Origin of the sequence: Hypericibacter terrae (assembly GCF_008728855.1) — a bacterium.
Lineage (GTDB): Bacteria > Pseudomonadota > Alphaproteobacteria > Dongiales > Dongiaceae > Hypericibacter > Hypericibacter terrae.
On the sequence record NZ_CP042906.1, the window covers coordinates 4,566,005 to 4,590,466 of the forward strand.

The 24,462-nt window shown below is 68.7% G+C and carries 16 protein-coding genes; 12 read left to right on the forward strand and 4 right to left on the reverse strand.

Going from position 1 to position 24,462, the window contains the following annotated elements; genetic code table 11:
* The first annotated feature begins 94 nt into the window (after positions 1-94).
* From FRZ44_RS21020 to FRZ44_RS21055, 8 genes are all read left to right on the forward strand, one after another.
* On the forward strand, positions 95-1,417 hold the full coding sequence (locus FRZ44_RS21020) for an MATE family efflux transporter (RefSeq protein WP_151179016.1): 1,323 nt from the start codon (positions 95-97) through the stop codon (positions 1,415-1,417).
* A 34-nt stretch (positions 1,418-1,451) separates the two neighbouring features.
* Positions 1,452-2,594, forward strand: a complete 1,143-nt coding sequence (locus FRZ44_RS21025; RefSeq protein WP_151179017.1) for an NAD(P)/FAD-dependent oxidoreductase — start codon at positions 1,452-1,454, stop codon at positions 2,592-2,594.
* A gap of 118 nt (positions 2,595-2,712) precedes the next feature.
* Positions 2,713-3,642 (forward strand): aminotransferase class IV, encoded by a 930-nt coding sequence (locus FRZ44_RS21030; RefSeq protein ID WP_151179018.1) that lies wholly within the window; start codon positions 2,713-2,715, stop codon positions 3,640-3,642.
* Positions 3,643-3,659: 17 nt separating this feature from the next.
* On the forward strand, positions 3,660-5,462 hold the full coding sequence (locus tag FRZ44_RS21035) for a tetratricopeptide repeat protein (RefSeq protein ID WP_151179019.1): 1,803 nt from the start codon (positions 3,660-3,662) through the stop codon (positions 5,460-5,462).
* Positions 5,459-7,834, forward strand: coding sequence for a tetratricopeptide repeat protein (locus FRZ44_RS21040; RefSeq protein WP_151179020.1), 2,376 nt, complete (start codon positions 5,459-5,461; stop codon positions 7,832-7,834). The genes FRZ44_RS21035 and FRZ44_RS21040 overlap by 4 nt, the downstream gene beginning before the upstream one ends.
* Positions 7,827-9,899 (forward strand): O-linked N-acetylglucosamine transferase, SPINDLY family protein, encoded by a 2,073-nt coding sequence (locus FRZ44_RS21045; RefSeq protein ID WP_151179021.1) that lies wholly within the window; start codon positions 7,827-7,829, stop codon positions 9,897-9,899. The genes FRZ44_RS21040 and FRZ44_RS21045 overlap by 8 nt, the downstream gene beginning before the upstream one ends.
* Positions 9,892-14,001 (forward strand): O-linked N-acetylglucosamine transferase, SPINDLY family protein, encoded by a 4,110-nt coding sequence (locus FRZ44_RS21050; RefSeq protein WP_151179022.1) that lies wholly within the window; start codon positions 9,892-9,894, stop codon positions 13,999-14,001. The genes FRZ44_RS21045 and FRZ44_RS21050 overlap by 8 nt, the downstream gene beginning before the upstream one ends.
* A 30-nt stretch (positions 14,002-14,031) precedes the next feature.
* Positions 14,032-14,460: a low affinity iron permease family protein gene (locus FRZ44_RS21055; RefSeq protein WP_151179023.1), complete on the forward strand. Its 429-nt coding sequence runs from the start codon at positions 14,032-14,034 to the stop codon at positions 14,458-14,460.
* On the opposite strand, the gene FRZ44_RS21060 is transcribed toward FRZ44_RS21055, so the two are convergent.
* Positions 14,451-15,296, reverse strand: a complete 846-nt coding sequence (locus FRZ44_RS21060) for a LysR substrate-binding domain-containing protein (protein ID WP_407658013.1) — start codon at positions 15,294-15,296, stop codon at positions 14,451-14,453. The genes FRZ44_RS21055 and FRZ44_RS21060 overlap by 10 nt on opposite strands.
* Before the next feature lie 319 nt (positions 15,297-15,615).
* Here FRZ44_RS21060 and FRZ44_RS21065 point away from each other — a divergent pair, with 319 nt between their 5' ends.
* Positions 15,616-17,193, forward strand: a complete 1,578-nt coding sequence (locus FRZ44_RS21065; RefSeq protein ID WP_151179025.1) for a trimethylamine methyltransferase family protein — start codon at positions 15,616-15,618, stop codon at positions 17,191-17,193.
* A 157-nt stretch (positions 17,194-17,350) separates the two neighbouring features.
* Here the strand turns inward: FRZ44_RS21065 and FRZ44_RS21070 are convergent, their stop codons facing one another.
* The 3 genes from FRZ44_RS21070 to FRZ44_RS21080 all read right to left on the reverse strand — a co-directional run bounded on the left by FRZ44_RS21070 (position 17,351) and on the right by FRZ44_RS21080 (position 21,172).
* On the reverse strand, positions 17,351-19,087 hold the full coding sequence (locus tag FRZ44_RS21070) for a nucleotidyl cyclase domain-containing protein (RefSeq protein ID WP_151179026.1): 1,737 nt from the start codon (positions 19,085-19,087) through the stop codon (positions 17,351-17,353).
* A gap of 138 nt (positions 19,088-19,225) precedes the next feature.
* Positions 19,226-20,422: an aromatic ring-hydroxylating oxygenase subunit alpha gene (locus FRZ44_RS21075; protein ID WP_151179027.1), complete on the reverse strand. Its 1,197-nt coding sequence runs from the start codon at positions 20,420-20,422 to the stop codon at positions 19,226-19,228.
* Positions 20,423-20,566: 144 nt separating this feature from the next.
* Positions 20,567-21,172 (reverse strand): TetR/AcrR family transcriptional regulator, encoded by a 606-nt coding sequence (locus FRZ44_RS21080; protein WP_151179028.1) that lies wholly within the window; start codon positions 21,170-21,172, stop codon positions 20,567-20,569.
* A 147-nt stretch (positions 21,173-21,319) separates the two neighbouring features.
* On the opposite strand from FRZ44_RS21080, the gene FRZ44_RS21085 reads away from it, so the two are divergent.
* Genes FRZ44_RS21085 through FRZ44_RS21095 form a run of 3 tightly spaced genes read left to right on the forward strand, consistent with a single transcriptional unit; the run spans position 21,320 to position 24,299 of the window.
* On the forward strand, positions 21,320-21,511 hold the full coding sequence (locus FRZ44_RS21085) for a hypothetical protein (RefSeq protein ID WP_151179029.1): 192 nt from the start codon (positions 21,320-21,322) through the stop codon (positions 21,509-21,511).
* Between the two features lie 11 nt (positions 21,512-21,522).
* A complete protein-coding gene (locus FRZ44_RS21090; RefSeq protein WP_225308380.1) occupies positions 21,523-22,641 on the forward strand; it encodes an HlyD family secretion protein in 1,119 nt (372 codons plus the stop codon).
* Between the two features lie 26 nt (positions 22,642-22,667).
* Positions 22,668-24,299 (forward strand): MDR family MFS transporter, encoded by a 1,632-nt coding sequence (locus FRZ44_RS21095; protein WP_151179031.1) that lies wholly within the window; start codon positions 22,668-22,670, stop codon positions 24,297-24,299.
* The last annotated feature ends 163 nt before the right edge of the window (positions 24,300-24,462 follow it).

Sequence of the window (24,462 nt, forward strand, 5' to 3'; positions counted from 1 at the left end):
TGATAGCAGGCTCCGGCAATTGATTGATTCGGTAACCAACAAAGCGCCCGAAATCCCGCGCCAGGGCGCCGTAAGTCACGGAATCGGCCACCATGTGCGACGGACGGTCGCACTCGCCCTCCCCGTGATGCTGGCCCGGGCCGGGCTGGTGGTCATGATCACGGTCGATACCGTGATGGTCGGCCAGGCCGGCGGCGAAGAATTGGCGCACTACGCCATCGCCTTCGCGCCCCAGATGCTGCTGCTGTCGGTCGGATTCGGGCTCTTGATCGGCGCCACCGTCCTGACCGCCCAGGCCGACGGCGCCGGCCGGCAAGGGCTCTGCGGGCGGATCTGGCGGCTGGCCCTGATGCTCGCGGCCGCCATCGGCCTGGTGGACGCGCTGATCCTGGCCCATGGCGAAGGGCTGCTGCTGCTGCTGGGGCAGGAACCGGTCCTGGCCGCCGCCGGGGGCAAGGTGCTGCTGATGTGGGCGATCGGCATGCCGGGCATCATGCTCTATGTGGCGACCGCGGGATTTCTCGAGGGCGTCAGCCGGCCGCGGCCCGGCATGATCGTCACCATCCTCGCCAATGTCGCCAATGCCGGCCTCAATTGGTTGATGATCGGCGGCCATGGCGGCCTGCCGGCGATGGGTGCCGAAGGCGCCGTGCTCGCCACCTCGATCACGCGCTGGCTCATGTTCCTGGCCCTGGCGGCTTATGCGCTCACGATGCGTGACCATGCGCGCTTCGGAATCTGGGCGCCGCTCAAGGGGACCTTCGGGCAGATCGGCGCGATGATCCGGCTGGGCGCGCCGCTGGCGCTCAGCGTCGGCTTCGAGGCCGCGGCCTTCATGGCGGCGGCGACCTTCGCAGGCTGGCTGGGCGAAACCTCGCTCGCGGCTTACCAGATCGCGCTCAATTTCAACGCGCTCATCTACATGCTGGCGCTCGGCCTCGCGACCGCGACGGCGGTGCGCGTGGCCAACGCCCATGGCCGGCGCGATGCGGTCGGGCTGGCACGCGCGGGATGGGTGGGGGCGGGGCTGGTGTTCCCGTCCATGATCGGTGCCACCCTGATCCTCACCCTGGCGCCCGGATGGGTGGTCGGCTTCTACAGCGACGAGGCCGACGTCCGGGCCCTCGCTCTGCAGCTCATGACCATCACCGCCTGGTTCATTCTCGCCGACGGCGCCCAGGGGGTGCTGACGGGCGCGGTCCGGGGTGCCGCCGACGCCGTCATGCCGACCTTGATCGCCGGCTTGAGCTTCTGGCTGGTGGGTGTCCCTCTCTGCTATGCACTGGCCTTCACCGCCGGTTGGGGCACGGTCGGATTGATCTGGGGGCTGTTCGTCAGCCTGATCGTGGCCATGTGCCTGCTGGCGCTGCGCTTCCATATCGTCTCGCGACGCGCCACTCTGGCCTTTGCCGCCTGATGTTCTTCTCGCCCCTCCCGGAGTTCCCGCTCTCATGACCCGACCCTTCGACGCCATCGTGACCGGCGCCGGCATCTCGGGCGCGGCGGCGGCCTATGAGCTGGCGTCCGGACGGCGCGTGCTGATGCTCGAGGCCGAGTCGCGCCCCGGCTATCATTCGACCGGCCGGTCGGCGGCGCTCTATACGCCCAACTATGGCAACGACGTGGTGCGCGCCCTGATCCTGGCGGGCCGCCCCTTCCTCGATCGCCCGCCCGCCGGCTTCGCCGAGCATCCGATGGTCAAGCCGCGAGGCGCCATCGCCATCGCGGGTCCTTCGGAAAGCGAGACCTTCGAGGAAAGGCTGGCGCTCTCCGGTCCCGGCCATGAGATCCATGAGATCACGCCCGAGGAAGCGATTCGCCAGGTGCCGATCCTGCGGCGCGAGGGGATCGCCCGCGCGCTGTTCGAGATCGACATCGAGGATATGGACGTGGCGGCGATCCATCAGGGCTTCCTCACCGGCTTTCGCCGCCGCGGCGGCGAGCTGGTCTGCGATGCGCGGGTGGATCGGATCGAGCGGCGGCAGGGGCGCTGGCAGATTCGGGCCGGGGAGGTCGCGGCGGCCGCGCCGATCCTGATCAACGCCGCCGGCGCCTGGGCCGACGAGATCGCGGCCCTGGCGGGCCTGCCGCCGGTGGGCCTGGTACCCAAGCGGCGCACCGCCATCCTGGTCGATCTTCCGCCCGGCAGCGATCCGGCGCGCTGGCCGGCGCTCGACGACTGCAGCAACGAGCATTATTTCCGGCCCGACAGCGGCACAAGGCTGATGGTCTCGCCCGGCGACGAGACTCCCTCGCCGCCCTGCGACGCCCAGCCCGACGAGATGGATGTCGCCCATCTGGTGGATTGGCTCGAGCGCACCACGACGCTCCAGGTCCGCAGGCTGGCGCATCAATGGGCGGGCCTGCGCAGCTTCGTCGCCGATTACAGCCCGGTCGTGGGCGCCGATCCGCTGGCCGAAGGCTTCTATTGGCTCGCCGGACAGGGCGGCTACGGCATCATGCTGGCCGAGCCCCTGGCGCGCGGCCTCAAGGGCCTGATCGAATCGGGCGAGCTGCCCGCCGATCTCCTCCGTCATGGCGCGACGGCGGCCGCGCTGGCGCCCCGGCGCGCGGGACTCGCTCCCGCCACCTGAGCTTTCGCGGCTCCGCCCTTTCGGCCTCGCGACCCGCCGCCTATGATCCGAGCCGGCAATTGTCACGCCGGGGGTCGACCGGGGCTCTCCGGCCTTCAGCAATGGGAGTCGAACCGCAATGTCCTCCTTGGCGAATGAACGGGTCGCTTATTTCAACGGGCGCGTCGTGCCCGAAAGCGACGTGCTGATCCCGTTTCGCGATCGCGGCTTCCTCGCCGGCGACGCCGCCTTCGACACGGCGCGCTCGTTCGGCCACAAGATCTTCCGTCTCAAGGAACATCTCGACCGCCTCTATCGCTCGCTGCGCTATCTCAAGATCGATCCGGGCCTCAGCCCCAAGGAAATGAGCGCGATCACCGAGGATGTGTTCGCGCGCAACACGCATCTCCTGGACAAGGACGACGATTACTGGGTCAGCCAGCGCATCTCGCGCGGCGTGCCGGCCGACGACCTCACGGTCAGCAGCGACGCGCGGCCGACGGTGATCGTCGAGTGCAAACCGCTGCCGCTGAAGCAGCGTGCGACACTGTTCCGCGACGGCATCGAGGTGGTGGTGCCCTCGGTCCGGCGCGCAGCCCCCGACATGCTGAGCCCGCGCGCCAAGACCCATAATTATCTCAACCTGACCATGGGCGATCTCGAGGCGCGCGAGCGCAACCCCAAAGGCTGGGCGATCCTGCTCGATGCCGACGGCAATATCGCCGAGGGCACCGGCAGCAATTTCTTCATGGTGCGGGACGGCATCGTGATGACGCCGCAATCGCGCTATGTGCTGCCCGGCGTCTCGCGCGCGGTCACGCTCGAGCTCGCGGCGAAGCTCAAGATCCCGCATCAGGAGCGCGACATCGATCTCTACGACGCCTACACGGCCGACGAGGCCTTCCTGACCTCGACCAGCCTCTGCATCTGCCCGGTGCGCAGCATCAATGGCCGTGCCGTGGCCGAGACCGCCATCCCGGGGCCTGTCACCCGGCAGCTCATCGACGCCTACGCCGGGTTGGTCGGCATGGATTTCGTCGGCCAATATCTGCGTCGCATCGAGCGCTGAGAGCCCGTCCCGCCGCGGTGTCCGGCTCCGATCCCGAAATCCGCGCTGCCAGCGAGGCGCCCTCGATCGAGCAAGGTCTCGCGCTGCACCGTGCCGGACGATTCGAGGACGCGGCGCGCCTCTACGAGACGCGGCTGGCGCACCTCGCCGACGACCCCGAGACCCTGCATCTCCTGGGGCTGATCAGGGAACAGCAGGGATCGTCCCAGGAGGCGGCGCGGCTGATCGGGCGCGCCTGCGCCCTGGCACCCAAGGTGGCGCTCTTCCGCGCCAATCTCGCCGTGGTGTTCCGCTCCGCCGGCCGCCCGGCCGACGCCGTCGAGGCCGCGGCCGCGGCGGTGGCGCTGCAGCCCGCCAACGCCGATTTCCATTTCACCCTCGCCACCATGCTGGAGAACGCCGGCCGGCTGCAGGAAGCCGAGGCGAACTATCGGACGGTGCTGGAGCGCCAACCCGATCATGTCGACGGCGCCTATAACCTCGCCCGCCTGCTGCACAAGCGCGAGGCGGTCGCCGAATCGGTCCCTTTCTATCGGCGCGCACTGGCGGTCCGTCCCGACTTCGTCAGCGCGCTGATGAATCTCGGCTCCGCGCTCGGCCGCCTCGGCGAGATCGACGAGGCGACGCGGCTGCTGGCACGCGCCCAGGCCCTGGCCCCCGACGACCTCCAGGTGATCGCCCTGCAGGGACTGCTCGCGGTCGACCGCGGCGACCTGGCCGAAGCCGGGGCGATCCTCGACCGCTTGTCGCAAGCCCGCCTGGATGCGGGCCTGGCGCAACGGCTGGGCACGCTCGCCCGCAACAGCGGGCGCTTCGAGGAAGCCATCACCTATTTCGAGCGGCTGCACGCCATGGAACCGGCCAATGTCGACGCCAAGCTGTCGCTCTCGCTGATGCGCCTCACGCTCGGCCGCTTTGCCGAGGGTTGGCCGGAATACCGGTCACGCTGGTATATCGATCGCCATGCGAGTCTGGCACGGCGCTATCCGGTGCCGGTCTGGACGGGCGAGAATTTCGCCGGCCGGACGCTGCTGGTCTATCCCGAACAGGGTTTGGGCGACATCATCCAGTTCGCCCGCTATTTGCCGCTGGCCGCCGCCCGCGGCGGGCGGGTCCTGTTCGAATGCCCGCCGGCCCTCGCCGGTTTGTTCCAGCCCTTTCACGAAGACATAACGATCGTCCCCCAAGGTTCGACGCTGCCTGGCTTCGATCTCGCCGTGCCTTTGCTGGACCTGCCGATCCTGTTCGAGACGACCTTGGCGACGATCCCGCCGAGGCTGCCGAACCTGGCGGCGAAGCCGGCGCTGATCGGACGCTGGGCGCCGCGATTGCAGGGACTGCCGGGCTTGCGCGTGGGACTCGTGTGGCGCGGCAATCCCGGATTCATCAACGATCGGAATCGCTCCATGGCGCTGGCGCAGTTGCGTCCCCTGATCGATGGCAGCGACGCCTCGTTCGTCTCCTTGCAGAAGGGGCCGGCGGTGGCCGAGATCGCGAAGAACGGCTGGCAGGATCGCATTCTCGATCTGGGGTCGGATCTGGGCGATTTCGCCGACACCGCGGCGGTCATGGCGGGGCTCGATCTGGTCGTCAGCGTCGACACCGCGGTCGCGCATCTGGCGGGCAGCCTCGATCGGCCGGTCTGGATCCTGATCCCCTTCGTGCCCGACTGGCGCTGGATGCTGGAACGCAGCGACACGCCCTGGTATCGCAGCGCGCGCCTCTTCCGCCAGACCAGCCCCGGCGACTGGAAGCCTCCGGTGAGCGAGATGCTGGCCGCGCTGCGGTCGCTGTCGGCACCTAAGGTGGCGGGACGATGACCGAGCGTCCACCTCCGCCCGAGCGCAAGGCCGTCGGCGGCGATCCCTCCGCTCTGTTCGATTCCGCGGTGAAGGCCTTCTCCGAGGGCCGCGCCGCCGATGCCTGCCGGCAATGCAAGATTCTGCTGGAGATCGCGTCGGACAATCGCGACGTGCTGCATCTCTATGCGGCGGCGGCGGCCTCGAGCGGAGATACGGCCACCGCGATCGCCGCCAGTCAGCGCCTGATCAAGCTGGCGCCCGACCATGCCGAGGGACGGCGCAATCTGGGGGCGCTCCTCGCCAGCCAGAGGCGCCATGCCGAAGCGCGGGTCCATTTCGAGGCCGCGGCCAAGCTGGCACCCAACCATATCGGCGGCCGGCTGATGCTGGTGCGCAGCCTGCGGGCGCTGGACGCGCTGGCGGAAGCCCGGGCCGAAGCCGAAGCGGTCGCACAGCTGGCGCCCGACAATGCCGACGCGCAGTTCGCGCTCGGCAATCTGCGGCTGTCCGGCGGCGACCATGACGGCGCGCTGCGCGCCTTCGCCCGCGCACTCGCCCTGCGCCCCGACCATCTCGACACGCTGGTCAATCTCGGCGTCGCCCTGCGCGCCAGCCACCGGAGCGACGAAGCCCGTCTCGCCCTGCAGCGCGCGCTGGCCCTGCAGCCCGGATTGTCGTCGGCGCATTTCAACCTGGGCACTCTGGCGCTCGATCGCGGCGCCTGCGAGGAGGCGATCCGGCATTACCGCCTGGCGCTTGAAGGCGGTGGCGATGCCGTCAGCCTGCATCGCAGCATCGGACTGGCCCAGCTGCTGCGCAACGATCGCGACGCCGCCATCGCGTCGTTCAAGGCGTCGCTGGCCGTGGCCCCCGAAGATCCCGACACGCTGGTTGCGCTGGGCGACGTGTTGGCGCAGCTGAAAACCATGACCGAAGCGACCGATTGCTTCCGGCGCGCGCTGGTCGCGGCGCCGCGCCATCCGCAGGCGATCCCCCGTCTCTTCAATCAGGCGCTGCAATGCTGCGACTGGGACGAGGCGCAGCGGCTCAAGCCGACGGTCGATGCCTTGACCGACGAGGCGCTGGCCAAGGGCGAGGCGCCCGCCGAGGCGGCCTTCCTCAGTCTCGCGCATGCCGAGGATCCGGCCCGCAACCGCGCCATCGCGGAGGCCATGAGCCGGCAGGCGGCGCAACGGGCGGGCCCCAAGCTGGTCCTGCCGGCGCGGGCCCGCGACGGCGGGCGGCGCCTCAAGCTCGGTTATCTCTCGACCGATTTCCGCAATCATGCGGTCTCCCAGCTGCTGGTGCGCACGCTCGAGCTGCATGACCGGGCGCAGTTCAAGGTTTGGGCCTATTCGACCGGTGCGGAGGACCGCAGCGCCCTGCGCGAGCGGGTTCGCGACGGGGTCGACGCCTTCATCGACATCCGCGACCATGATCACCGCGCGGCGGCCGAACGGATCGCCGCGGACGAGGTCGATATCCTGATCGACCTGACCCTGCACACCACGGGCGCAAGGCTGGAGATCTCGGCCCTGCGTCCGGCCCCGATCCAGATGGGATGGCTGGGTTACCCGGGCAGCAGCGGCGCCGACTTCTTCGATTACCTGCTGACCGACAAGATCGTCACGCCGCCCGACCAGGCCCCCTATTACAGCGAGCAGCTGGCCTATCTGCCCGAGACCTTCCAGCCCAACGACGACCGGCAGCCGGTCGCGCCCGGAATCTCGAAGCGCGCGGAATATGGCCTGCCCGAGACCGGCTTCGTCTTCTGCTCCTTCAACCAGCCCTACAAAATCGAGCCGGTCCTGTTCGACATCTGGATGGGCCTGTTGCGCGACCTGCCGGACTCCGTGTTGTGGCTCCATCGCAACAACGAGGTGGCGCCGGTCAATCTGCGGCGCGAAGCGGCGAAGCGGGGCGTGGCACCGGAGCGCCTCGTCTTCGCGGACCGGCCGGAGAAGCCGGTCCATCTGCGCCGCCTGGGCCTCGCCGACCTCGCCCTCGATACGCGCCTCTACAACGGACACACCACCACCAGCGACGCGCTCTGGGCGAAGCTGCCGGTCCTCACGCTGCTGGGGAGCCAATATGCCTCGCGCGTCTCCGCCAGCGTGCTGACCGCGATCGGCATGCCCGATCTGGTGGCGACGAGCCTCGAGGGCTATCGCAACATCGCGCTCCGGCTGGCGCGCGATCCGGCGGCACTCGCCAACGTCAAGGCGCGCCTGGCGCGCAACCGGACCACCCTGCCGCTGTTCGACAGCCCCCGCTTCACGCGCAATCTCGAAGCGGTCTATCACGCCGCCTGGGCGCGCCATGAGCTGGGCCTGGCCCCGGCGCTGATCGAAATCGCCGTGCCGGCCCCCGGGGCGCGCCGCGATGGCTAGCTCGAAATCTCGCGGCGCGCCGCCGCCGCGGAAAGCCGCCGGAACCAGCGGCGGCGTTCTTGCCCGCGCGATCGAGGCCTTTCGCGCCGGCAAGCTCGCTGACGCCCGCTCGCTGTGCGAGACGATCCGGCCGGACGCCCCCGATGCGATCGAAGCCTGGCATCTCCTCGGCGTGATCGCCGCGGGCCAAGGCGATCTCGACGGTGCCGTCGCCGCCGAGCGTCGCGTGCTCGGACGCAGGCCCGATCATGCCGAGGCGCAGCGCAATCTGGGCGCCGTCCTCGCGCGGCAGGGACGCCTCGCCGAGGCGCTCCCGTGGCTCGAAGGCGCGGTCGCGCGAAATCCCGATCTGCCGGACGCGCTGCTCAACCTGGCCTCGGCCCTGCGCGAGCTAGGCCGGCCGGCCGAAGCCCTGGTCGCGGTCGACCGGGTCCTGCAACGCAATCCCGATCATGCCGAGGGCTGGCGTCAGCGGGGGATTGTGCTCAGCCAGCTCGATCGCAGGCCCGAGGCCATCCTCGCCTTCGAACGCTCGCTTCGCCTCGCGCCCCAGGCCGCCGTCTTCGGCGAACTTTCCGGCGTGCTGCGGATGGAGGGCCGGCTCGACGACGCGATGACTGCCGCCCGACAGGCCCTGGCGCTCGACCCGAAGGACGAAGGGGCCGCCGCGCGATTGCTCCATCTCTTCGACCAGGCCTGCGACTGGGCGGAAGCCGCGCGGCTCCGGCCTCATGTGCGTCGGCAGACGGTGAAGGCCCTGGCGCAAGGCCGCAGACCGGCCGAGACGCCCCTCGCCATCCTGACCTATGAAGAAGATCCCCAGGCCGCCCTGGTGCTCGCCGCCGCCCATGCGCGCGCGGCCCAGCGCCGCGCCGGACCGCCGCTGGCCCGGGCCCCGCGCGCCGCAAGATCGGACGAGCGCATCCGTCTCGGCTATCTCTCGGCCGATTTCTGCGAACATGCCGTGTCGCAGCTGCTGGTGCGCACGCTGGAGCTGCATGATCGCCGGCAGTTCGCGACCACGGCATACTCGACCGGCTCCGACGATCGCAGCGCGCTGCGCCGGCGGGTCATGGCGGCGGTGGACGAGTTCGTCGATATCCGCGACATGGATCATCGCGCCTCGGCCGAGCGCATCGCGCGGGACGGAATCGACATCCTGATCGACCTCACGCTGCACACGGCGGGCCACCGGCTCGAGATCCCGGCGCTGCGGCCCGCGCCCCTGCAGGTCGGATGGCTGGGATTCCCCGGCAGCAGCGGCGCCGATTACTTCGACTATCTCCTGACCGACCGCATCGTGAGCCCGCCCGACCAGGCCGCTCTCTATAGCGAGCAGCTGGCTTATCTGCCCGAGACCTTCCAGCCCAATGACGATCGCCAGCCGATTGCGGCCGGATCGGCCAACCGTGCCGACTATGGGCTGCCCGAGACCGGCTTCGTCTTCTGCTCCTTCAACCAGGGCTACAAGTTCGAGCCGGTGCTGTTCGATCTCTGGATGGGCCTGCTGCGCGAGATCCACGGATCGGTGCTCTGGCTGCATCGCCTCAATGCGCTGGCGCCGGCCGCCCTGCAGCGCGAAGCGGCAACCCGCGGCGTGGCGCCGGAGCGCCTGATCTTCGCGGACCGGCCGGAGAAGCCGGTCCATTTGCGCCGGCTCGGCCTGGCCGATCTCGCGCTCGACACGCGAATCTATAACGGCCACACCACCAGCAGCGATGCGCTCTGGGCGGGGCTGCCCGTGCTGACCTTGCGGGGCCGGCATTACCCGGCGCGGGTAACGGCCAGCGTGCTCCAGGCCATCGGCCTGCCCGAACTGGTCGCCGGCGATCTGGAGCAGTATCGCGAGATCGCGCTCACGCTTGCCCGCAATCCCGCAGCGCTGGCGGCATTGAAGGCAAAGCTCGCGCACAACTGCCGCACCGAGCCCTTGTTCGACAGCCCGCGCTTCACGCGCCATCTCGAAGCGGTCTATCGCGCCCTGTGGCAACGCCATCGGTCGGGCCTCGCGCCCGCCTTGATCGATCCGGGCCCGATGAAGCCGGAGGCGGCGCCCCATGGCTGAAATCGAGCGCCCGGCGGGCGCGGCCGCGAAGCCGGGCGACAGCCCGGCCCTGGCCGCAGCGGTTGCCGCCTTTCAGGCGGGGAAGCGCGCCGAGGCCAAGGCGATCTGCGAAGCGATCCTGGAGAAGACGCCCGACGACATCGAGGCGCTGCATCTCGCGAGCGTCATGGCGGCGGGCCGCGGCGATGTCGAGGTCGCGGTGGCGATGGCGCGCCGTGTCGTCGCGCTCAATCCCAATCACGACGAGGCGCAGCATAATCTGGGCTCGCTGCTGGCGGCCCAGGGCCGTCTCGCCGAGGCCCTGCCGGCGCTGGAACGCGCCGCCGCGCGCAATCCGTTCGGCCCGACCACCATCCTCAATTTCGCCTCGGCCCTGCGCGAGCTCGGGCGCCATGAGGAGGCCGTCAGCGCGATCGACCGCCTGCTGCAGCGCAATCCCGATCACGCCGATGCGCTGCGCCAGAAGGCGCTGGTGCTGCTGGCCCTGGCGCGGGTTCCCTCGGCGGTCGCACTCCTCAAGCGATCGGCCGAGCTCGAGCCCAAATCCCTGACCTTCAGCGATCTCGCCGGGGCCTACTGGTTGAAGGGAGAGCTCACCAACGCCCTGGCGGCGGGACGCGAAGCGCGACGGCTCGAGCCCGGCAACGACATGGTAGCGGCGCGCATTCTGCATCAGATGGACCAGGCCTGCGACTGGCGCGAGCTGGGCCCCTTGCGCCGGCAGGTCCAGCGCCAGCGCGCGACCGCCTTGATGACGGGGCGCAATTTCTACGAGGCGCCCTTTTCCCTGATCGGCTATGACGACGATTCCGGCGCCGCGCTTCGCATCTCGGCGTCGCTGGCGCGCGCCGCCGAGCGCCGTGCCGGCGCGCCGCTCGTCCTGACGCGACCGCCGCGCCGCGAGGGACCGATCACGGTCGGCTATCTGTCGCGCGATTTCCGCGATCATGCGGTGGCCCAGCTCATGGTCCGCTGCCTTGAGCGTCATGACCGGCAGGCCGTCCGGGTCCATGCCTATGCCTACGGCTCCGAGGACACGAGCGCGATGCGCGAGCGCATCCGCCAGGCCGCGGACGCCTTCATCGATGTCAGCGCCCTGGATCATCGCCGCGCCGCGGAGCGGATCGTCGCCGACGAGGTCGATATCCTGGTCGATCTGACCGGGCACACCTCCTGGACGCGCCTGGAGATTCCGGCGCTGCGTCCGGCGCCGATCCAGGCCGCCTGGCTGGGCTTTCCCGGCACGCTGGGCAGCCGCTATCACGACTATGCGCTGGTCGACCGCACCGTGGCGCCGCCGGCCGACGCGCGCTATTTCAGCGAGCATCTGGTGTGGCTGCCGGACAGCTACCAGCCGAACGACGATGCGCGCGCGATCGGGACGGAGCCGGCTTCGCGCAGCGTCGTCGGCCTGCCTGACGACGCCTTCGTCTTCTGCTCCTTCAACCAGGGCTTCAAGATCGAGCCGGTCATGTTCGGCCTTTGGATGGAGATCCTGACGGCGCTGCCGCGGGCCCGCCTCTGGCTCTGGCAGCCGAACGATATCATCGAGGAGAATCTCCGGCGCGAAGCCGGGGCCCGCGGCGTCGATCCGGCGCGGCTGCATTTCGGGGCGCGGCTGCCCAAGGAGCAGCATCTGCGCCGGCTGCAACTGGCCGACCTGGCGCTCGACACGCGCATCTATAACGGCCACACCACCACCAGCGATGCGCTCTGGGCCGGATTGCCGGTCGTCGCGCTCGGGGGCCGGCATTTCGCCAGCCGCGTTTCGGCCAGCCTGCTGCGCGCCATCGGCCTGCCCGAGCTGGTGACGAGCAGCCTCGCCGGTTATCGCGAGCTGGCGCTGCGCCTGGCGCGCGATCCGGGCCGGCTCGCGGCCCTGCGCAGCAAGCTCGCGACCTGTCGCTCGACGATGCCGCTTTTCGACAGCCAGCGCTTTGCCCGCGGTCTCGAGGGCGCCTATGGCGCGATGATGGAGCGCCATCGCCGCGGCCTGCGGCCGGCCGCTATCGCCGTGACCATCGGCGAGGACGGCAAGGCCGGCGCCCGCTTCGACGAAGGTGCGATCCCGGCGCGCACCGCCGACGCGCTCGATCTCGTCGCCAAGGCGGCACCCCTTTATCAATCGCGGCGCTACGACCAGGCGATCGCCGCGTTGGACCAGGCGCTGGTCTGCGATCCGACCTTCGTCGAGGCCCGGCTGCAGCGCGGCGTGGTCCAGGCCGCCAAGGGGGACCGCGCGGCGGCGCTCGAAAGCTTCGAGGCAGCGCGCGCCGAACGGCCCGATCATCCGGCGATCGCGGCGAGGCTGGGGGCGCTCCTGATCGATCTCGAACGCGAGGACGAGGCCGAGCGTCTGCTCGATGCCGCGATCGAGCGCGACCCCAACGATATCGACGCGCTGGTCGAGCGCTCGCGCCTCTCACGCCAGAAGGGCCTGCTGGCCGAGTCACTCGTCTTTGCGGATCGGGCGCTCGCCCTCAATCCCGATTATCCGCCGGCCCTCACCGCCCGCGGCGGGGCGCTGATGCCGCTGGGACGCGCCGCCGAGGCCGTGGCGCCGCTGCAGGCCGCCATCGAGCGCGACCCCGCCCAGCGCGATGCGCATCGGCTGCTCGGCAACATCATGCGGTCGGAACGCAAGACGTCGCTGGCGATCGAATATTACCGCCGCGCGCTCGCGGTCGATCCCAACGACGAGACCACGACCGCCGCCTACGCGCTCGAGCTGGCCTATATGGCCGACTGGGACCGGCTCGGCGAGATCAAGGCGCGATTGCGCGCGCAAGTGACCCGCGCCCTGGCGAAAGGCCAGCGCCTCGGCATCACGCCTTTTGCGATCCTTGCCTTCGCCGAGGAACCCGAGATCTGCGCCGCCGTCGCGCGTTCCTGGGCGGAGGCAATGGAACGGCGCATGGCGCCCTACAAGCAGAAATTCCCCGCCGTCGCGCGGCCCGGGCCCGAGGGCCGGATCCGGGTGGGTTATCTCTCCGGCGATTTCTCCGCCCATGCCACGATGCAATTGATGCGCGGGCTGATGCGCCGGCACGACCGGACGCAAGTCGAAGTCTTCGCCTATGCCACCAATGCCGATGACGGCAGCGACTATCGGAAGAACGCGCAGAGCGAGCCCGATCGTTTCCGCGATCTCTCGGCGCTCGACCCCGGCAGCGCCGCGCAGGCGATCGCCAAGGACGGCGTCGACATCCTGGTCGACCTCAAGGGCTGGACCAGCGGCGCCAGGCTCGAGATTCCGGCGCTGCGGCCGGCGCCGGTGCAGGCGACCTGGCTGGGGTTTCCCGGCACCACCGGCGCGCGCTTCTTCGACTATGTGCTGGGCGATGCCGTCGTGACGCCGCCCGAAGCGCAGCGCCATTTCACGGAACAGATCGTCCGCCTGCCCGGCTCCTACCAGGTCAATGACCGGGAACGCCCGATCTGGGCCGAGCCCACCAGCCGCGCGGCGCAGGGCCTGCCGGAAAAGGCGCTGGTGCTGGCGAGCTTCAACCAGGGTTACAAGATCGAACCCGTCATGTTCGGGCTCTGGATGGAGTTGCTGCAGGCCTTGCCGGATGCCGTGCTGTGGCTCTGGCGCAGCAATGAGGGCATCGAACCCAACCTGAAGAAGGAAGCCGCCGCACGTAACGTCGATCCGGCGCGGCTGATCTTCGCCGATCGCGCCACGACGCAGCGTCATCTGCGCCGGCTCGGCCTCGCCGACCTGGCGCTCGATCCGCGCATCGTCAACGGCCACACCACCACCAGCGACGCGCTCTGGGCCGGCCTGCCGGTGGTGACCCTCGAGGGCGCCTATTTTCCCGCCCGCGTCTCCGCCAGCCTGCTGCGCGCGGTGGGGCTGCCGGAGCTGGTCGCGCACAGCCTCGATCAATATCGCGAGATCGTGCTGCGCTATGGCCGTGACGCCTATGCCCTCGCGTCACTGAAGGCGAAGCTCGCCGCCAACCGCCTGACGACCCCGCTCTTCGATACCGACGGCTTCGCGCGTAAGCTCGAGGGGGCCTATCGCCTCATCTGGCGGCGCCATTGCGCCGGCCTGAAGCCAGCCCCCATCGACGTTCCGGAGATCAAGCCTCCGGACTGATCGCCCCCCGCGCAAAGGAGACCCGGTCCCATGCACTACCGCAACAGCCGCTTCGGCAGCTTCGCCAATTGGACCGCGCGGGCTTCGGGCCATCCTGCAGCCTTCATGACGGCCTGCTCGGTCATCGTCGTCTGGGCGGTCACGGGCCCGGTCTTCGCCTGGTCCGACACCTGGCAGCTGGTCATCAACACCGGAACCACCATCGTGACCTTCCTGATGGTGTTCCTGATCCAGAACACGCAGAACCGCGACTCGCATGCGGTGCAGCTCAAGCTCGACGAGCTGATCCGGGCGGTCGAGGGTGCGCACAACGCACTCCTGGACATCGAGGAGTTGAACGACGAGGAACTGTCGCATCTGCGCAAGCGCTATGCCGTGCTCGCCGCCCGTGCCCGCGAAGAGATCAAGCAGGGCCGCCGCGATACCGATAACCGGGAACTCGAAGAGGATCAGCCCTGACGGCGCGCCGTCGCGGCTTCTTCCAGCACCCAGGTCCGGAAGGCGACCGCGGCGGCGGTCGAGGGGCGGCCTTCGGCCGAGACCAGATAGAAGGCTTCGTCGGTCGGCAATCTGATGCGGAACGGCTCGATCAGCCGGCCGGCGGCGATGCGCTCGGCGGCATAGCAGGTCCGGCCCAGCGCCACGCCGACGCCGCGCTCGGCCAGATCGAGCGCAGCCAGCCCCAGATCGAACTCGAGACCGCTGGCCCCGTCGATCTTGTCGGTCAGGCCCGCCTTGGCCAGCCATTCCGGCCAGCCGTCGCGAAAGCCGAACACATGGAGCAAGGTGCGGCGCCCCAGATCCTCGGGCCGCGTCATCCGCTGCGGGCCATTCGCCCAATCCGGACTGCAGACCGGGAAGAGCTCGTCCCAGGTGATCCGGTCGGACTTCAGCCCCGACCAGCGCCCGGTGCCGTAGCGGATCTCGAGATCGACCGCCGGGTCCGGATAGTCGGCCGCCCAGATCGAGCTGGTCAGTCGGAATTCGATATCGGGATGGCGCGCCCGAAACCGTGCGAGCCGCGGCACCAGCCAGAGGGCGGCGAAGCTCGTCGTGGCGCGCACCATCAGCCGAACGCGCGCCAGATCGCCGAAGATCTCGGCCGTGCCGTTGGCGATCTGGGTGAAGGCGTCGCCAAGCAGGGGCAGCAGCGCGTCGCCGGCCTCGGTCAGACGCAAGCCCCGGGGCAGGCGGTGGAACAGAGGCCGCCCGAGATGGCTTTCGAGCAGCCTGACCTGCTGGCTGACGGCCGATTGGGTGATGCCGAGCTCGCGCGCCGCTGCGGTGAAACTCATCGTCGTCGCGGCGACCTCGAAAGTTCGTAACCAATTGAGCGGCGGTAGTTTTTTCACCATGAATAAATGACCTATTAGCCAGTCTTGGTCTAAGAGCGAACTTTAGTCGTTTGTCGCCCTGGGCGCAAAGCCCCATGATCCAGAGCGAGATCGAGGCCGGCCCCCGAGGACGGGGCTTCGCAGGCTTGGAACCACAAAACTGAAGCAGACCCGAACGATCATCTGACAAGGGCGCCCCGGTCTCGGGCTGCCCTTTATGTTTGCGCGGGTCTCGAGGGAACTCGGGAGGACCCGCCGCCCCAGGAGCGAGAGAGCGATCATGAGCGAGACGGAATCGAGAGCGGGACGGCGCGGCGGCCGCGAGGCGCGGCGCGCGATGCGGGCAGCCCCCCTGGCGGACAATCAGCGTCCGGTCTGGCCGGGTCTCGAAGGCGGCCGCTACAAGCCGCTGACCGACGCCGACATCCAGAAGATCCATCACGCCGCGCTCGACGTGCTCGAGAATATCGGCATGGCCGATGCGATCCCGAGCGGCATCGAGGTCATGACCAAGGTCGGCGCGAAACTTCAGAGCAATGGCCGCCTGACCTTCCCGCGCGCCCTCATCGAAGACACGCTCGCCAAGGCCGCGCGCAAGTTCCCGCTCTATGCGCAGGATCCGCGCTACGACATGGAGCCCTGGGGCAGCAAGGTCTATTTCGGCACCGCCGGCGCCGCCGTCCATATCGTCGATCCGATCACCGGCGACTATCGCGAGTCCACGACGAAGGATCTCTACGACATCGCGCGCATCGTCGACACGCTGGACCATATCCATTTCTTCCAGCGCGCGATCGTCTGCCGCGAGCTGACCGATCCGTTCGAGATGGATTTCAACACCTGCTATGCCAGCGTCTTCGGCACCACCAAGCATGTCGGCACCAGCTGGGTGGCGCCCGAGCAGCTCGAAGCGTCGCTGCAGATGCTGCATGCGATTGCGGGCGGCGAGGACAAGTGGCGCGAGCGCCCGTTCGTCAGCCAGTCGAACTGTTTCGTCGTGCCGCCGCTGAAATTCGCGGCCGATGCCTGCCGCTGCCTGGAGGTTGCCGTGCGCGGCGGCATGCCGGTGCTGCTGCTCTCCGCCGGCCAGGCCGGCGCGACGGCGCCCGCCTCGCTCGCCGGCGCCATCGTGCAGGAAGTGGCCGAGGTACTGGCCGGTCTCGTCTATGTCAACGCGATCAAGCCGGGCGCGCCCGCGATCTTCGGCACCTGGTGCTTCGTCTCGGACCTGCGCACCGGCGCCATGTCGGGCGGCAGCCCGGAACAGGCGCTGCTCTCGGCCGGAGCCGCGCAGATGGGCCAGTTCTACGACCTGACCGCCGGCACCGCCTCGGGCATGACGGACTCGAAAATTCCGGATGCCCAGGCCGGTTACGAGAAGGCCTATAACCACGCGCTGGTCGGCAATGCCGGCGCCAACCTCATTTACGAGTCGGCCGGCATGCATGCCAGCCTCTTGGGCTATTGCCTGGAGAGCCTGCTGATCGACAACGACATCATCGGCGCCGTGCAGCGCACGATCAAAGGCATCGAGGTCACCGACGAATCGATCGCGATGGAGACCATCCGCCAGACCTGCCTCGAGGGCCCGGGCCATTATCTCGGGGCCGATCAGACCCTGCGGCTGATGCAGACGGAATATGTCTATCCGCTGGTCGGCGACCGCACCACGCCCAAGGAATGGGTCGAGCAGGGTCGCCCGGGGATCGTCGATCGCGCGATCCGCAAGACGCGCCAGATCCTCACGAACCATTTCCCGGCGCATATCTCGATGGCCGTGGACGATTCGATCCGCGAGCGCTTCCCGGTGCGCCTGCCCCGCGAGGCGATGCGCAAGACGGCCGCGGCGGCGGAGTGAGGCTGGCGATAAGACATCCCCTCCCCCGGAACGGGGGAGGGCGAGGGAGGGGGCTGCTCGGTCCGTGAAGCCGCCGTCTCACCGATCTACGCGATATCTCCTACCGAGACGTCCCCCTCCCTGACCCTCCCCCTCAAGGGGGAGGAGATCGACGGAGTCAGCGCTTCAGGCTGCGATTGGCGGAAGCGCCGCGCGAGACATGCGCGGCGTCGAGCGGGACCACGCCGACCGGCTCCGGGATTTCCGGCGAGACCGCGTTGCCCGCCAGATAGTCGAAGCCGGCCGCGATCGCGGCGATGGCGAGCGGTTGCGTGTTGATCCCCAGCACATAGCATTTGAGGCCGGCCGAGCGCGCGGCCTTGCCGAAATCGGCGAGGCCCCGCATCGCCCGCGCATGCGGCCAGGCATGCTCGCGCAGATCGCCGCCGACCGTGCGGGCGCCCGCGGCCAGCACGCGGCTGAAATCGGTGTGATCGAGCGGCAGCCGCAGCACGACCTCGCGGCTCGCGCGCCGCAGGCCCGCGACCAGCGCCGGCAGCATTGCCCAATCGCCGGCATAGGCATCGAGAATGTCGAGCAGGATGAGCTGGCGCATCGGCACCGGCGCCGCCGTCAGCAGCGCCAGCAGCTGCGCGCGAGCCACCGGCAGATCCAGGACCGCGCGATGGATCGGCAGGGAGAGGATCGCCTTGGTGCCCTGGCGCAACATGGATGCCAGGTCGGCCAAGGCCTTCTTCGCCACTAGCAGATCGACCGCGACCACCACCTCGGGATCGTCCTCCCAGGCCATCAGTTCGTTCACCGAGAGCTGCGCCTGGTCCACCAGGAAGCGGAGATTGAGTCCGTAGGAGGTGATCGCCTGGGTTTCGCGATGCCAGATCGGCTGATAGCGGAAGGTGGCACCCCGCAATTGCGACACGATCAGGTCGCGCTCCGATCCGCCGGGCGTGCCGAAAGGCGCCGCGACGGGAACGGTCATGCCGCTGGCGGCCGCCTCGATCTGGCGCAGGGTTTCCTGCCGGCGGGCGCTCTCGGCGATCTGGCGCTGCATCTCGGCGCCGTCGAAGATCACGTGTTCGGCAGTCGGCCCCGCCTGCTGCCAATCGCCGACCGTGGCGCCCAGTGTCTTGATGAGATCGTTGAGCGCGCGCGGACTGATCTTGATCGGCACGCTGCGCGGCCCCTCGCCGGCCGCAAGGTCGCGCGGCAGCCGCACCTCGCGCCATTCGGGATCCGGCCGGGCCTTCGGCGCGGCGGTTTCGGAGGCATGGCCATGCTCCGTCACGGCCGGTGCCGCATCCAGCATCGAGGTCAGGGTGGCGAGCGGGTCGATCGGATCGAGCGTGACGCTGCCGTCGACCCGCACCGTGGCGGTCGCCAGCTTCATCGCTCCCAGATCGCGCTCGACGCCGAAGAGCTTCTGCTTGATCTCCGCGGCGATGAGGCTGCAGACCGCGGCCGCCCGCTCGCCGTCATGCGTGCCGAACAGCAGCACGAAATGCGCTTCGTCGAGCCGGATGAAGGCGTCGCGCGGCCCCAGCCTGGTCTTCAGGACGGACGCGATCGTGACCGCGACGCGGTCGGCGATCTCGTGCCAGCGCGGACCGAACTCGCGTTTCAGTTCGTCGAGATTGATCAGCTTGACCCGGCCGGCGGAGATGGCGCTGCCATAGCTCGCGAGCGTGGTGAGGCGCTGGCCGAATTCGACGCGCGTAAAGGCTTCGACGGCGGCCGACGCGTCGTCGGTGGCGGCCTGGCTCTGGCTTGGAAGCAGATCGCCGGCGGCGAGCACCGGGTCCGCCGGCGCAGCCTCGCCCGCCGGCAGGGCGCCAGCCGTCGCGGGCTGCCCGCCGATCCCGAGCATCGAGGCGATGTTACCCCAGAGACGTGCCATGGTCCTCGCGCGGCCTGGTCGACGGAGCGCCGGCAGAGCACACCGGTCCTGTTGCGGAAACCCGATCGGTGTCCGCAAGGCCGATCCAACGCCAGGAAGGTGAATGGCAGATTAAGGGGTCGGGAGGTGGCGCCGAATTTACGCGCGAACAGACAGTTCCGGGCGAGATTCACGTACGGTTTGTGTGGCTTTGAGCTCGCGATTCCGCCGCGCGACGCTGCCGGCCTCGGGCGCCGTCTCCTGGCCCGCGACCGGGATCGCCGCGCGGATCATGGACTGGAACTGCTGCACCCGGACTTCCTTGGCCGAGAGGATTCCGCTGCGATAGCCGCTGGAGCCCAGCCCCGCCTGCACGCCTTCCACCAGGCCCTTGTCCTCGGCGCCAACCAGACGGTTGATGCGCTGGTTGAGCCAGCGCGCCGCCTTCATTTCGCGCCGCGCATCCGGCAGCGCATAGGCCCGCGAGCGCGCGATGCAGCGACCCGGCGACAGCGGCAGGATCTGAAAGTAATCGATCTGGTCGGGATAGATGTCGAAGGCGAGGCTGGGGAACATGCTGTAATAGAGCCAGGCGCGCCGGCGATCCTCCGGCAGATGCTCGACCGGCGGCAGCAGCTTCAGGTAATGGCGTTCGCTCCAGCTGGGCGACGGGCGGTCGATCAGGCGGCCGCCGCCATGCGAGACGCCGAGCGGCTTCACCTCATAGCGATAGGTGGTCCCGTAAAGCCGCTGCAGGCCGGGATGGCCCACCGGCACATGATAGGCCTCGGAGTTGTTCTCGACCGCGACCTTCCAGTCGGCGGCGATCGGCGTATGGCTGTGCGGTCCCAACGGTTCCATCTCGGCGATGCGGTAGAAGCCCAGCGCCTCGCGATAGGGCTCGAACTGCTCGGCGATCGAGGGGCCGTCGCCACCGAAGCGGATGAAGACCAGGCCCAGAAAGATTTCCATCTCGACCGGCCGCAGCCCGTACTCGCTCTTGTCGAGGCCCGGGAAGCTGTCCTCGCTCGGCACGCCCATCAGCCGGCCGTCGAGATCGTAGAGGAAACCGTGATAGCGGCAGCGCACCGCGCGCCCGCAATTGCCCTGGTCGCCCTCGAGCAGCCGGAAGGCGCGATGGCGGCAGACATTGTGGAAGGCCTGCAGCCGGCCCTGTTTGTCGCGGAGCACGATGGCGCTTTCGCCCAAGAGATCGAAGCGCAGGAAATCCCCCGGCTGCTTCAGCTCGTTCACATGGCCGACCAGCTGCCAGGTCCTGCGAAAGATCGCCTCGCACTCGAGTGCGAAGAACTCGTCATTGGCGTAGATCCAGGCCGGCAGGGTGATGGGGATCATGGCGACACTTCGAGCGGGTGGGACCGAAGCCCGAGTGTAGTGACAATCGCCTTCGCCGCGCCAGGGCGCAGGGGTGGGCTCCGTCGAAGCCTGTCCTGGTACAATAGGGCGGGGAGCGGCCGGCGCCCCACCCCGCTCCGAAACCTATTGCCGGATCGGACTCGCCCGGATGCCGTCGAGAACGATATCGACGAGGCTGTTGATCGCGCCGTCGTCGCCCAGCCCGCTCTTCAGGATCAGCCGCAGATAGAGCGGGCCATAGAGCGCGTCGCAGACGGTCTCCACGTCGAGGCCGGGGCGCAATTCGCCATTGGCCATACCGCGCTCGATCAGCCGGGCGGCCGACAGGCGCCTCGGCTTGAGATAACCGTCGATGAAGGCCTTCTTGGTCTCCGGATCGCTCTGCGCCTCGGCGATGATGCCGGCGACGAGCCGCCCCGCCCGGCCGCGCAGCAGCCTGGCCAGGAGCTTCACCTGCATCCGCAGATCGGCGACGGCCGATTCGGTCTCCGGAAAAGCGCTGCGCTTCTCGGCGATCGCGAGAAAGGCCTCGATCACCAGCGCGCCCTTGCTCGGCCACCAGCGATAGATCGTGGTCTTGGCGGCCCCCGAGCGCCGGGCGACGGCCTCGATGGTGAAGGGCTGGTCCTCGCCCTCCTCGAACATCTCGTAGGCGGCGCGAAGGATGGACTGGCGGGTGTCCTGGCAGCGCGGGCGGCCCGGTCCGCGGTCTTCGGCGAGATTCGACATCAGGGTCTCCTTCTCCTCACGCTCCTTAAATAGGATACGGTGCGTTGCGTTTTTTGCAACGCTGTCCTGCCTTGTTTTGCCACATTTTCTGTTTAGATACGTACCGTAGCGTATTTAACGAATGACGGGAATGGCAGGGAGATTGTCATGAGCGAGTGGAGCACCGAACCGTCCCTGGATGAGTTGCTGGAAGATCCGGCCACCAAGCTGGTGATGTCGGGCGACCATGTAAAGGAATCGGCGCTGCGCTGCCTTTTGGCCCGGATGAGCTGGGTGGTGGGACAGCGCCGGCACGGCGCGACGGCCGGCCCTGCCCCGGCGCCCTGTTCCGAATGGTGACGACCATGAGGATGACAAAACCGTCACTCAAGCGCCTGATCCGGCGCGGCGCCATCGGCGCCGGGGTGGCGGGGCTCCTGGTCGCGGGCGGGGTTTATGGCTACGGCTACTGGACCACCGGCCGCTTCCTGGAGAGCACGAACGACGCCTATGTGCAGGCGGATTACACCATCATCGCACCGAAGGTCTCCGGCTACATCGCCGAGGTGATGGTGGACGACAACCAGCCGGTCAAGACGGGCCAGGTGCTGGCGAAGATCGACGACCGCGATTTCAGCACCGCGCTCGCCCAGGCCCAGGCGGATGTCGAGGCGGCCGAGGCCTCGATCCGCAATATCGACGCGCAGCTCGCCCTGCAGGAAGCGACCGTCGACCAGGCGAGCGCCGACATCGCCTCGGCCGAGGCCGGCGTCACGTTCGCCAAGCAGGACCATTCGCGCTATCAGGACCTGATGAAGACCGGCTACGGCACGGTACAGCGGGCCCAGCTGGCGAATGCCGACCTGCAGCAGCAGACGGCCCTGCTGCAGCATGACCGCGCGGCGCTGGTCGCCGCCCAGAAGCAGATCGAGGTCCTGAAGACCCAGCGCAGCGAGGCCGACGCCCAGCTCGCCCACAATCAGGCGGTCGCGCAGCAGGCGACGCTCAATCTCTCCTACACCACCATCACCGCGCCCATCGACGGCGTGGTCGGCGCGCGCAGCCTGCGCACGGGGCAATATGTCCAGGCCGGCACGCAGCTCATGGCGCTGGTCCCGCTGCAGGCCAGCTATGTCGTGGCGAATTTCAAGGAGACCCAGCTGACCGAGATGCGCGACGGGCAGCCCGCGACCATCGAGGTCGACAGCTTCCCAGGCGCCCTCATTCATGGCCGCATCGACAGCCTGGCGCCGGCGAGCGGCCTCGAATTCAGCCTGCTCCCGCCCGACAACGCCACCGGCAACTTCACCAAGATCGTGCAGCGCATCCCCGTGAAGATCGTGCTCGATAGCAACGATCCGCTGGTCGGTCTGCTGCGCGTCGGCATGTCGGTCGAGGCCTCGATCGACACCAAGGCGACGGTGATGGCCGAGGCTCAGTCGCGGGCGCAGGTCGCCGAACGGGTCGAGCCACCGGTGGCCGAGCCCTGATCGGCTCGGGCGTCGGAACCCGCGTCATGTCAGCCGTCGAACCCCTCCCGTCCTTCCGCCGGATCGCCCCGGCGATCCCTCGGCCCCTGCCCGCCAGCAACGAGAACGCCGAGCCGAAGGTCTCGACCAAGACCTGGCTCGCCGTCATCGGCTCGGCGCTCGGCGCTTTCCTGGCCGTTCTCAACATCCAGGTCGTGAACTCGGCGCTGGCCGACGTGCAGGGTGCGATCGGCGCCGGGATCGACGATGGCGGCTGGATCTCCACCGCCTATCTGATCGCCGAGATCATCGTCATCCCGCTCAGCGGCTGGCTCTCGCGGGTGTTTTCGACCCGCACCTACCTGCTGACCAACACCTTCCTGTTTCTGCTGTTCTCGGCCGCCTGCGCCATGGCGCAGAACCTGGGGCAGATGATCGTGCTGCGGGCGCTCCAGGGCTTCGCCGGCGGGGTGCTGATCCCGATGGCCTTCACCATCATCATCACCATGCTGCCGCGCTCGAAACAGCCGATCGGCATGGCGCTGTTCGCCGTCTCGGCGGTGTTCGCGCCGGCGATCGGCCCCACCATCGGCGGCTATCTCAACGAGAATTTCGGCTGGCACTACATCTTCTACGTCAATCTGGTGCCGGGCGTCGTGATGCTGGCGATGCTCTGGTTCTCGCTCGAACGCGAACCGATGCAGCTCGGGCTGCTCAAGCAGGGCGACTGGCTCGGCGTCGCCACCATGGCGATCGGGTTGGGCGCGCTCCAGACCGTGCTCGAGGAAGGCAACAAGGACGACTGGTTCGGCTCGACCTTCATCCTCCGGCTCTCGGTGGTCGCCGCGATCGCGCTCTCGGCCTTCCTCTGGATCGAGCTCACCGTCAAGAAGCCGCTGCTCCATCTGCGCCTGCTGCTGCGGCGCAATTTCGGGCTGGCGACGCTCGCCACCATGCTGGTGGGCATGGTGCTCTACGGCTCGGTCTTCGTGCTCTCGCTCTATCTCTCGCAGTTGCAGGGCTACAATGCCGAGCAAATCGGCGAGGTCCTGGCCTGGGTCGGGCTGCCCCAGCTCCTGCTGATTCCGCTGGTGCCGAAGCTGACCAAATGGATCGATGCCCGCCTGCTGGTCGGGATCGGGCTGGCGCTCTTCGCCGGCAGCAACTTCATCAACATCCATCTGACGACCGACGTCGCCGGACCCGAGCTGCTGCTGCCCAACGTGGTGCGCGCGATCGGCCAGGCCATCTCGCTGGCACCCCTGTCCGCGATCGCCGTCGGCGGGATCGAGCGCCAGTTCGCCGGTTCGGCCTCGGCCATCTTCAACATGACCCGCAATCTCGGCGGCGCCATCGGCATCGCCCTGCTGCAGACCTTCCTGACCAACCGCGAGAAGTTCCATTCGGAGATCATCACCAGCGCGGTCTCGCTGTTCGATCCCGCCACGCGCCAGCGCCTGGCGGATCTGACCCAGTATTTCCTCGCCCACGGCATCTCCGATCGCGCGGTCGCGTGGCAGAACGCCGTCGTCGCCGTCGGCCGCGACGTGCATCAGCAGGCCTCTATCATGGGCTACAGCGACGCCTTCTATCTGCAGGGCGCGATCCTGGTCCTGGCGCTGCTCACCATCCCCTTCCTGAAGAAGGCCCAGGTCGGCAGCGGCGGCGAGGCGCATTGACTTGATGCTCCAGGCGCCGGCCGAGAAAGCCGTTTCATTCTAGCCAGGGACGGTTTCATCGCGAATCTTCATCCGCGGCGCCGATTCCCGGTCACGGCGGGTATGGCCCCCTCGCCCATCCGGACCGAACGCTATGGACAACAAGCGGCGACGGCGCGAGCCT

What these genes read in the sequence shown, in the direction of transcription:
- FRZ44_RS21090 (WP_225308380.1), top strand. Translation starts at nt 21,523, where the DNA reads ATGACAAAACCGTCACTCAAGCGCCTGATCCGGCGCGGCGCCATCGGC.
- FRZ44_RS21065 (WP_151179025.1), top strand. Translation starts at nt 15,616, where the DNA reads ATGAGCGAGACGGAATCGAGAGCGGGACGGCGCGGCGGCCGCGAGGCG.
- FRZ44_RS21045 (WP_151179021.1), top strand. Translation starts at nt 7,827, where the DNA reads ATGGCTAGCTCGAAATCTCGCGGCGCGCCGCCGCCGCGGAAAGCCGCC.
- FRZ44_RS21075 (WP_151179027.1), bottom strand. Translation starts at nt 20,422, where the DNA reads ATGATCCCCATCACCCTGCCGGCCTGGATCTACGCCAATGACGAGTTC.
- FRZ44_RS21030 (WP_151179018.1), top strand. Translation starts at nt 2,713, where the DNA reads ATGTCCTCCTTGGCGAATGAACGGGTCGCTTATTTCAACGGGCGCGTC.
- FRZ44_RS21095 (WP_151179031.1), top strand. Translation starts at nt 22,668, where the DNA reads ATGTCAGCCGTCGAACCCCTCCCGTCCTTCCGCCGGATCGCCCCGGCG.
- FRZ44_RS21050 (WP_151179022.1), top strand. Translation starts at nt 9,892, where the DNA reads ATGGCTGAAATCGAGCGCCCGGCGGGCGCGGCCGCGAAGCCGGGCGAC.
- FRZ44_RS21085 (WP_151179029.1), top strand. Translation starts at nt 21,320, where the DNA reads ATGAGCGAGTGGAGCACCGAACCGTCCCTGGATGAGTTGCTGGAAGAT.
- FRZ44_RS21055 (WP_151179023.1), top strand. Translation starts at nt 14,032, where the DNA reads ATGCACTACCGCAACAGCCGCTTCGGCAGCTTCGCCAATTGGACCGCG.
- FRZ44_RS21060 (WP_407658013.1), bottom strand. Translation starts at nt 15,296, where the DNA reads ATGAGTTTCACCGCAGCGGCGCGCGAGCTCGGCATCACCCAATCGGCC.
- FRZ44_RS21070 (WP_151179026.1), bottom strand. Translation starts at nt 19,087, where the DNA reads ATGGCACGTCTCTGGGGTAACATCGCCTCGATGCTCGGGATCGGCGGG.
- FRZ44_RS21025 (WP_151179017.1), top strand. Translation starts at nt 1,452, where the DNA reads ATGACCCGACCCTTCGACGCCATCGTGACCGGCGCCGGCATCTCGGGC.
- FRZ44_RS21080 (WP_151179028.1), bottom strand. Translation starts at nt 21,172, where the DNA reads ATGTCGAATCTCGCCGAAGACCGCGGACCGGGCCGCCCGCGCTGCCAG.
- FRZ44_RS21040 (WP_151179020.1), top strand. Translation starts at nt 5,459, where the DNA reads ATGACCGAGCGTCCACCTCCGCCCGAGCGCAAGGCCGTCGGCGGCGAT.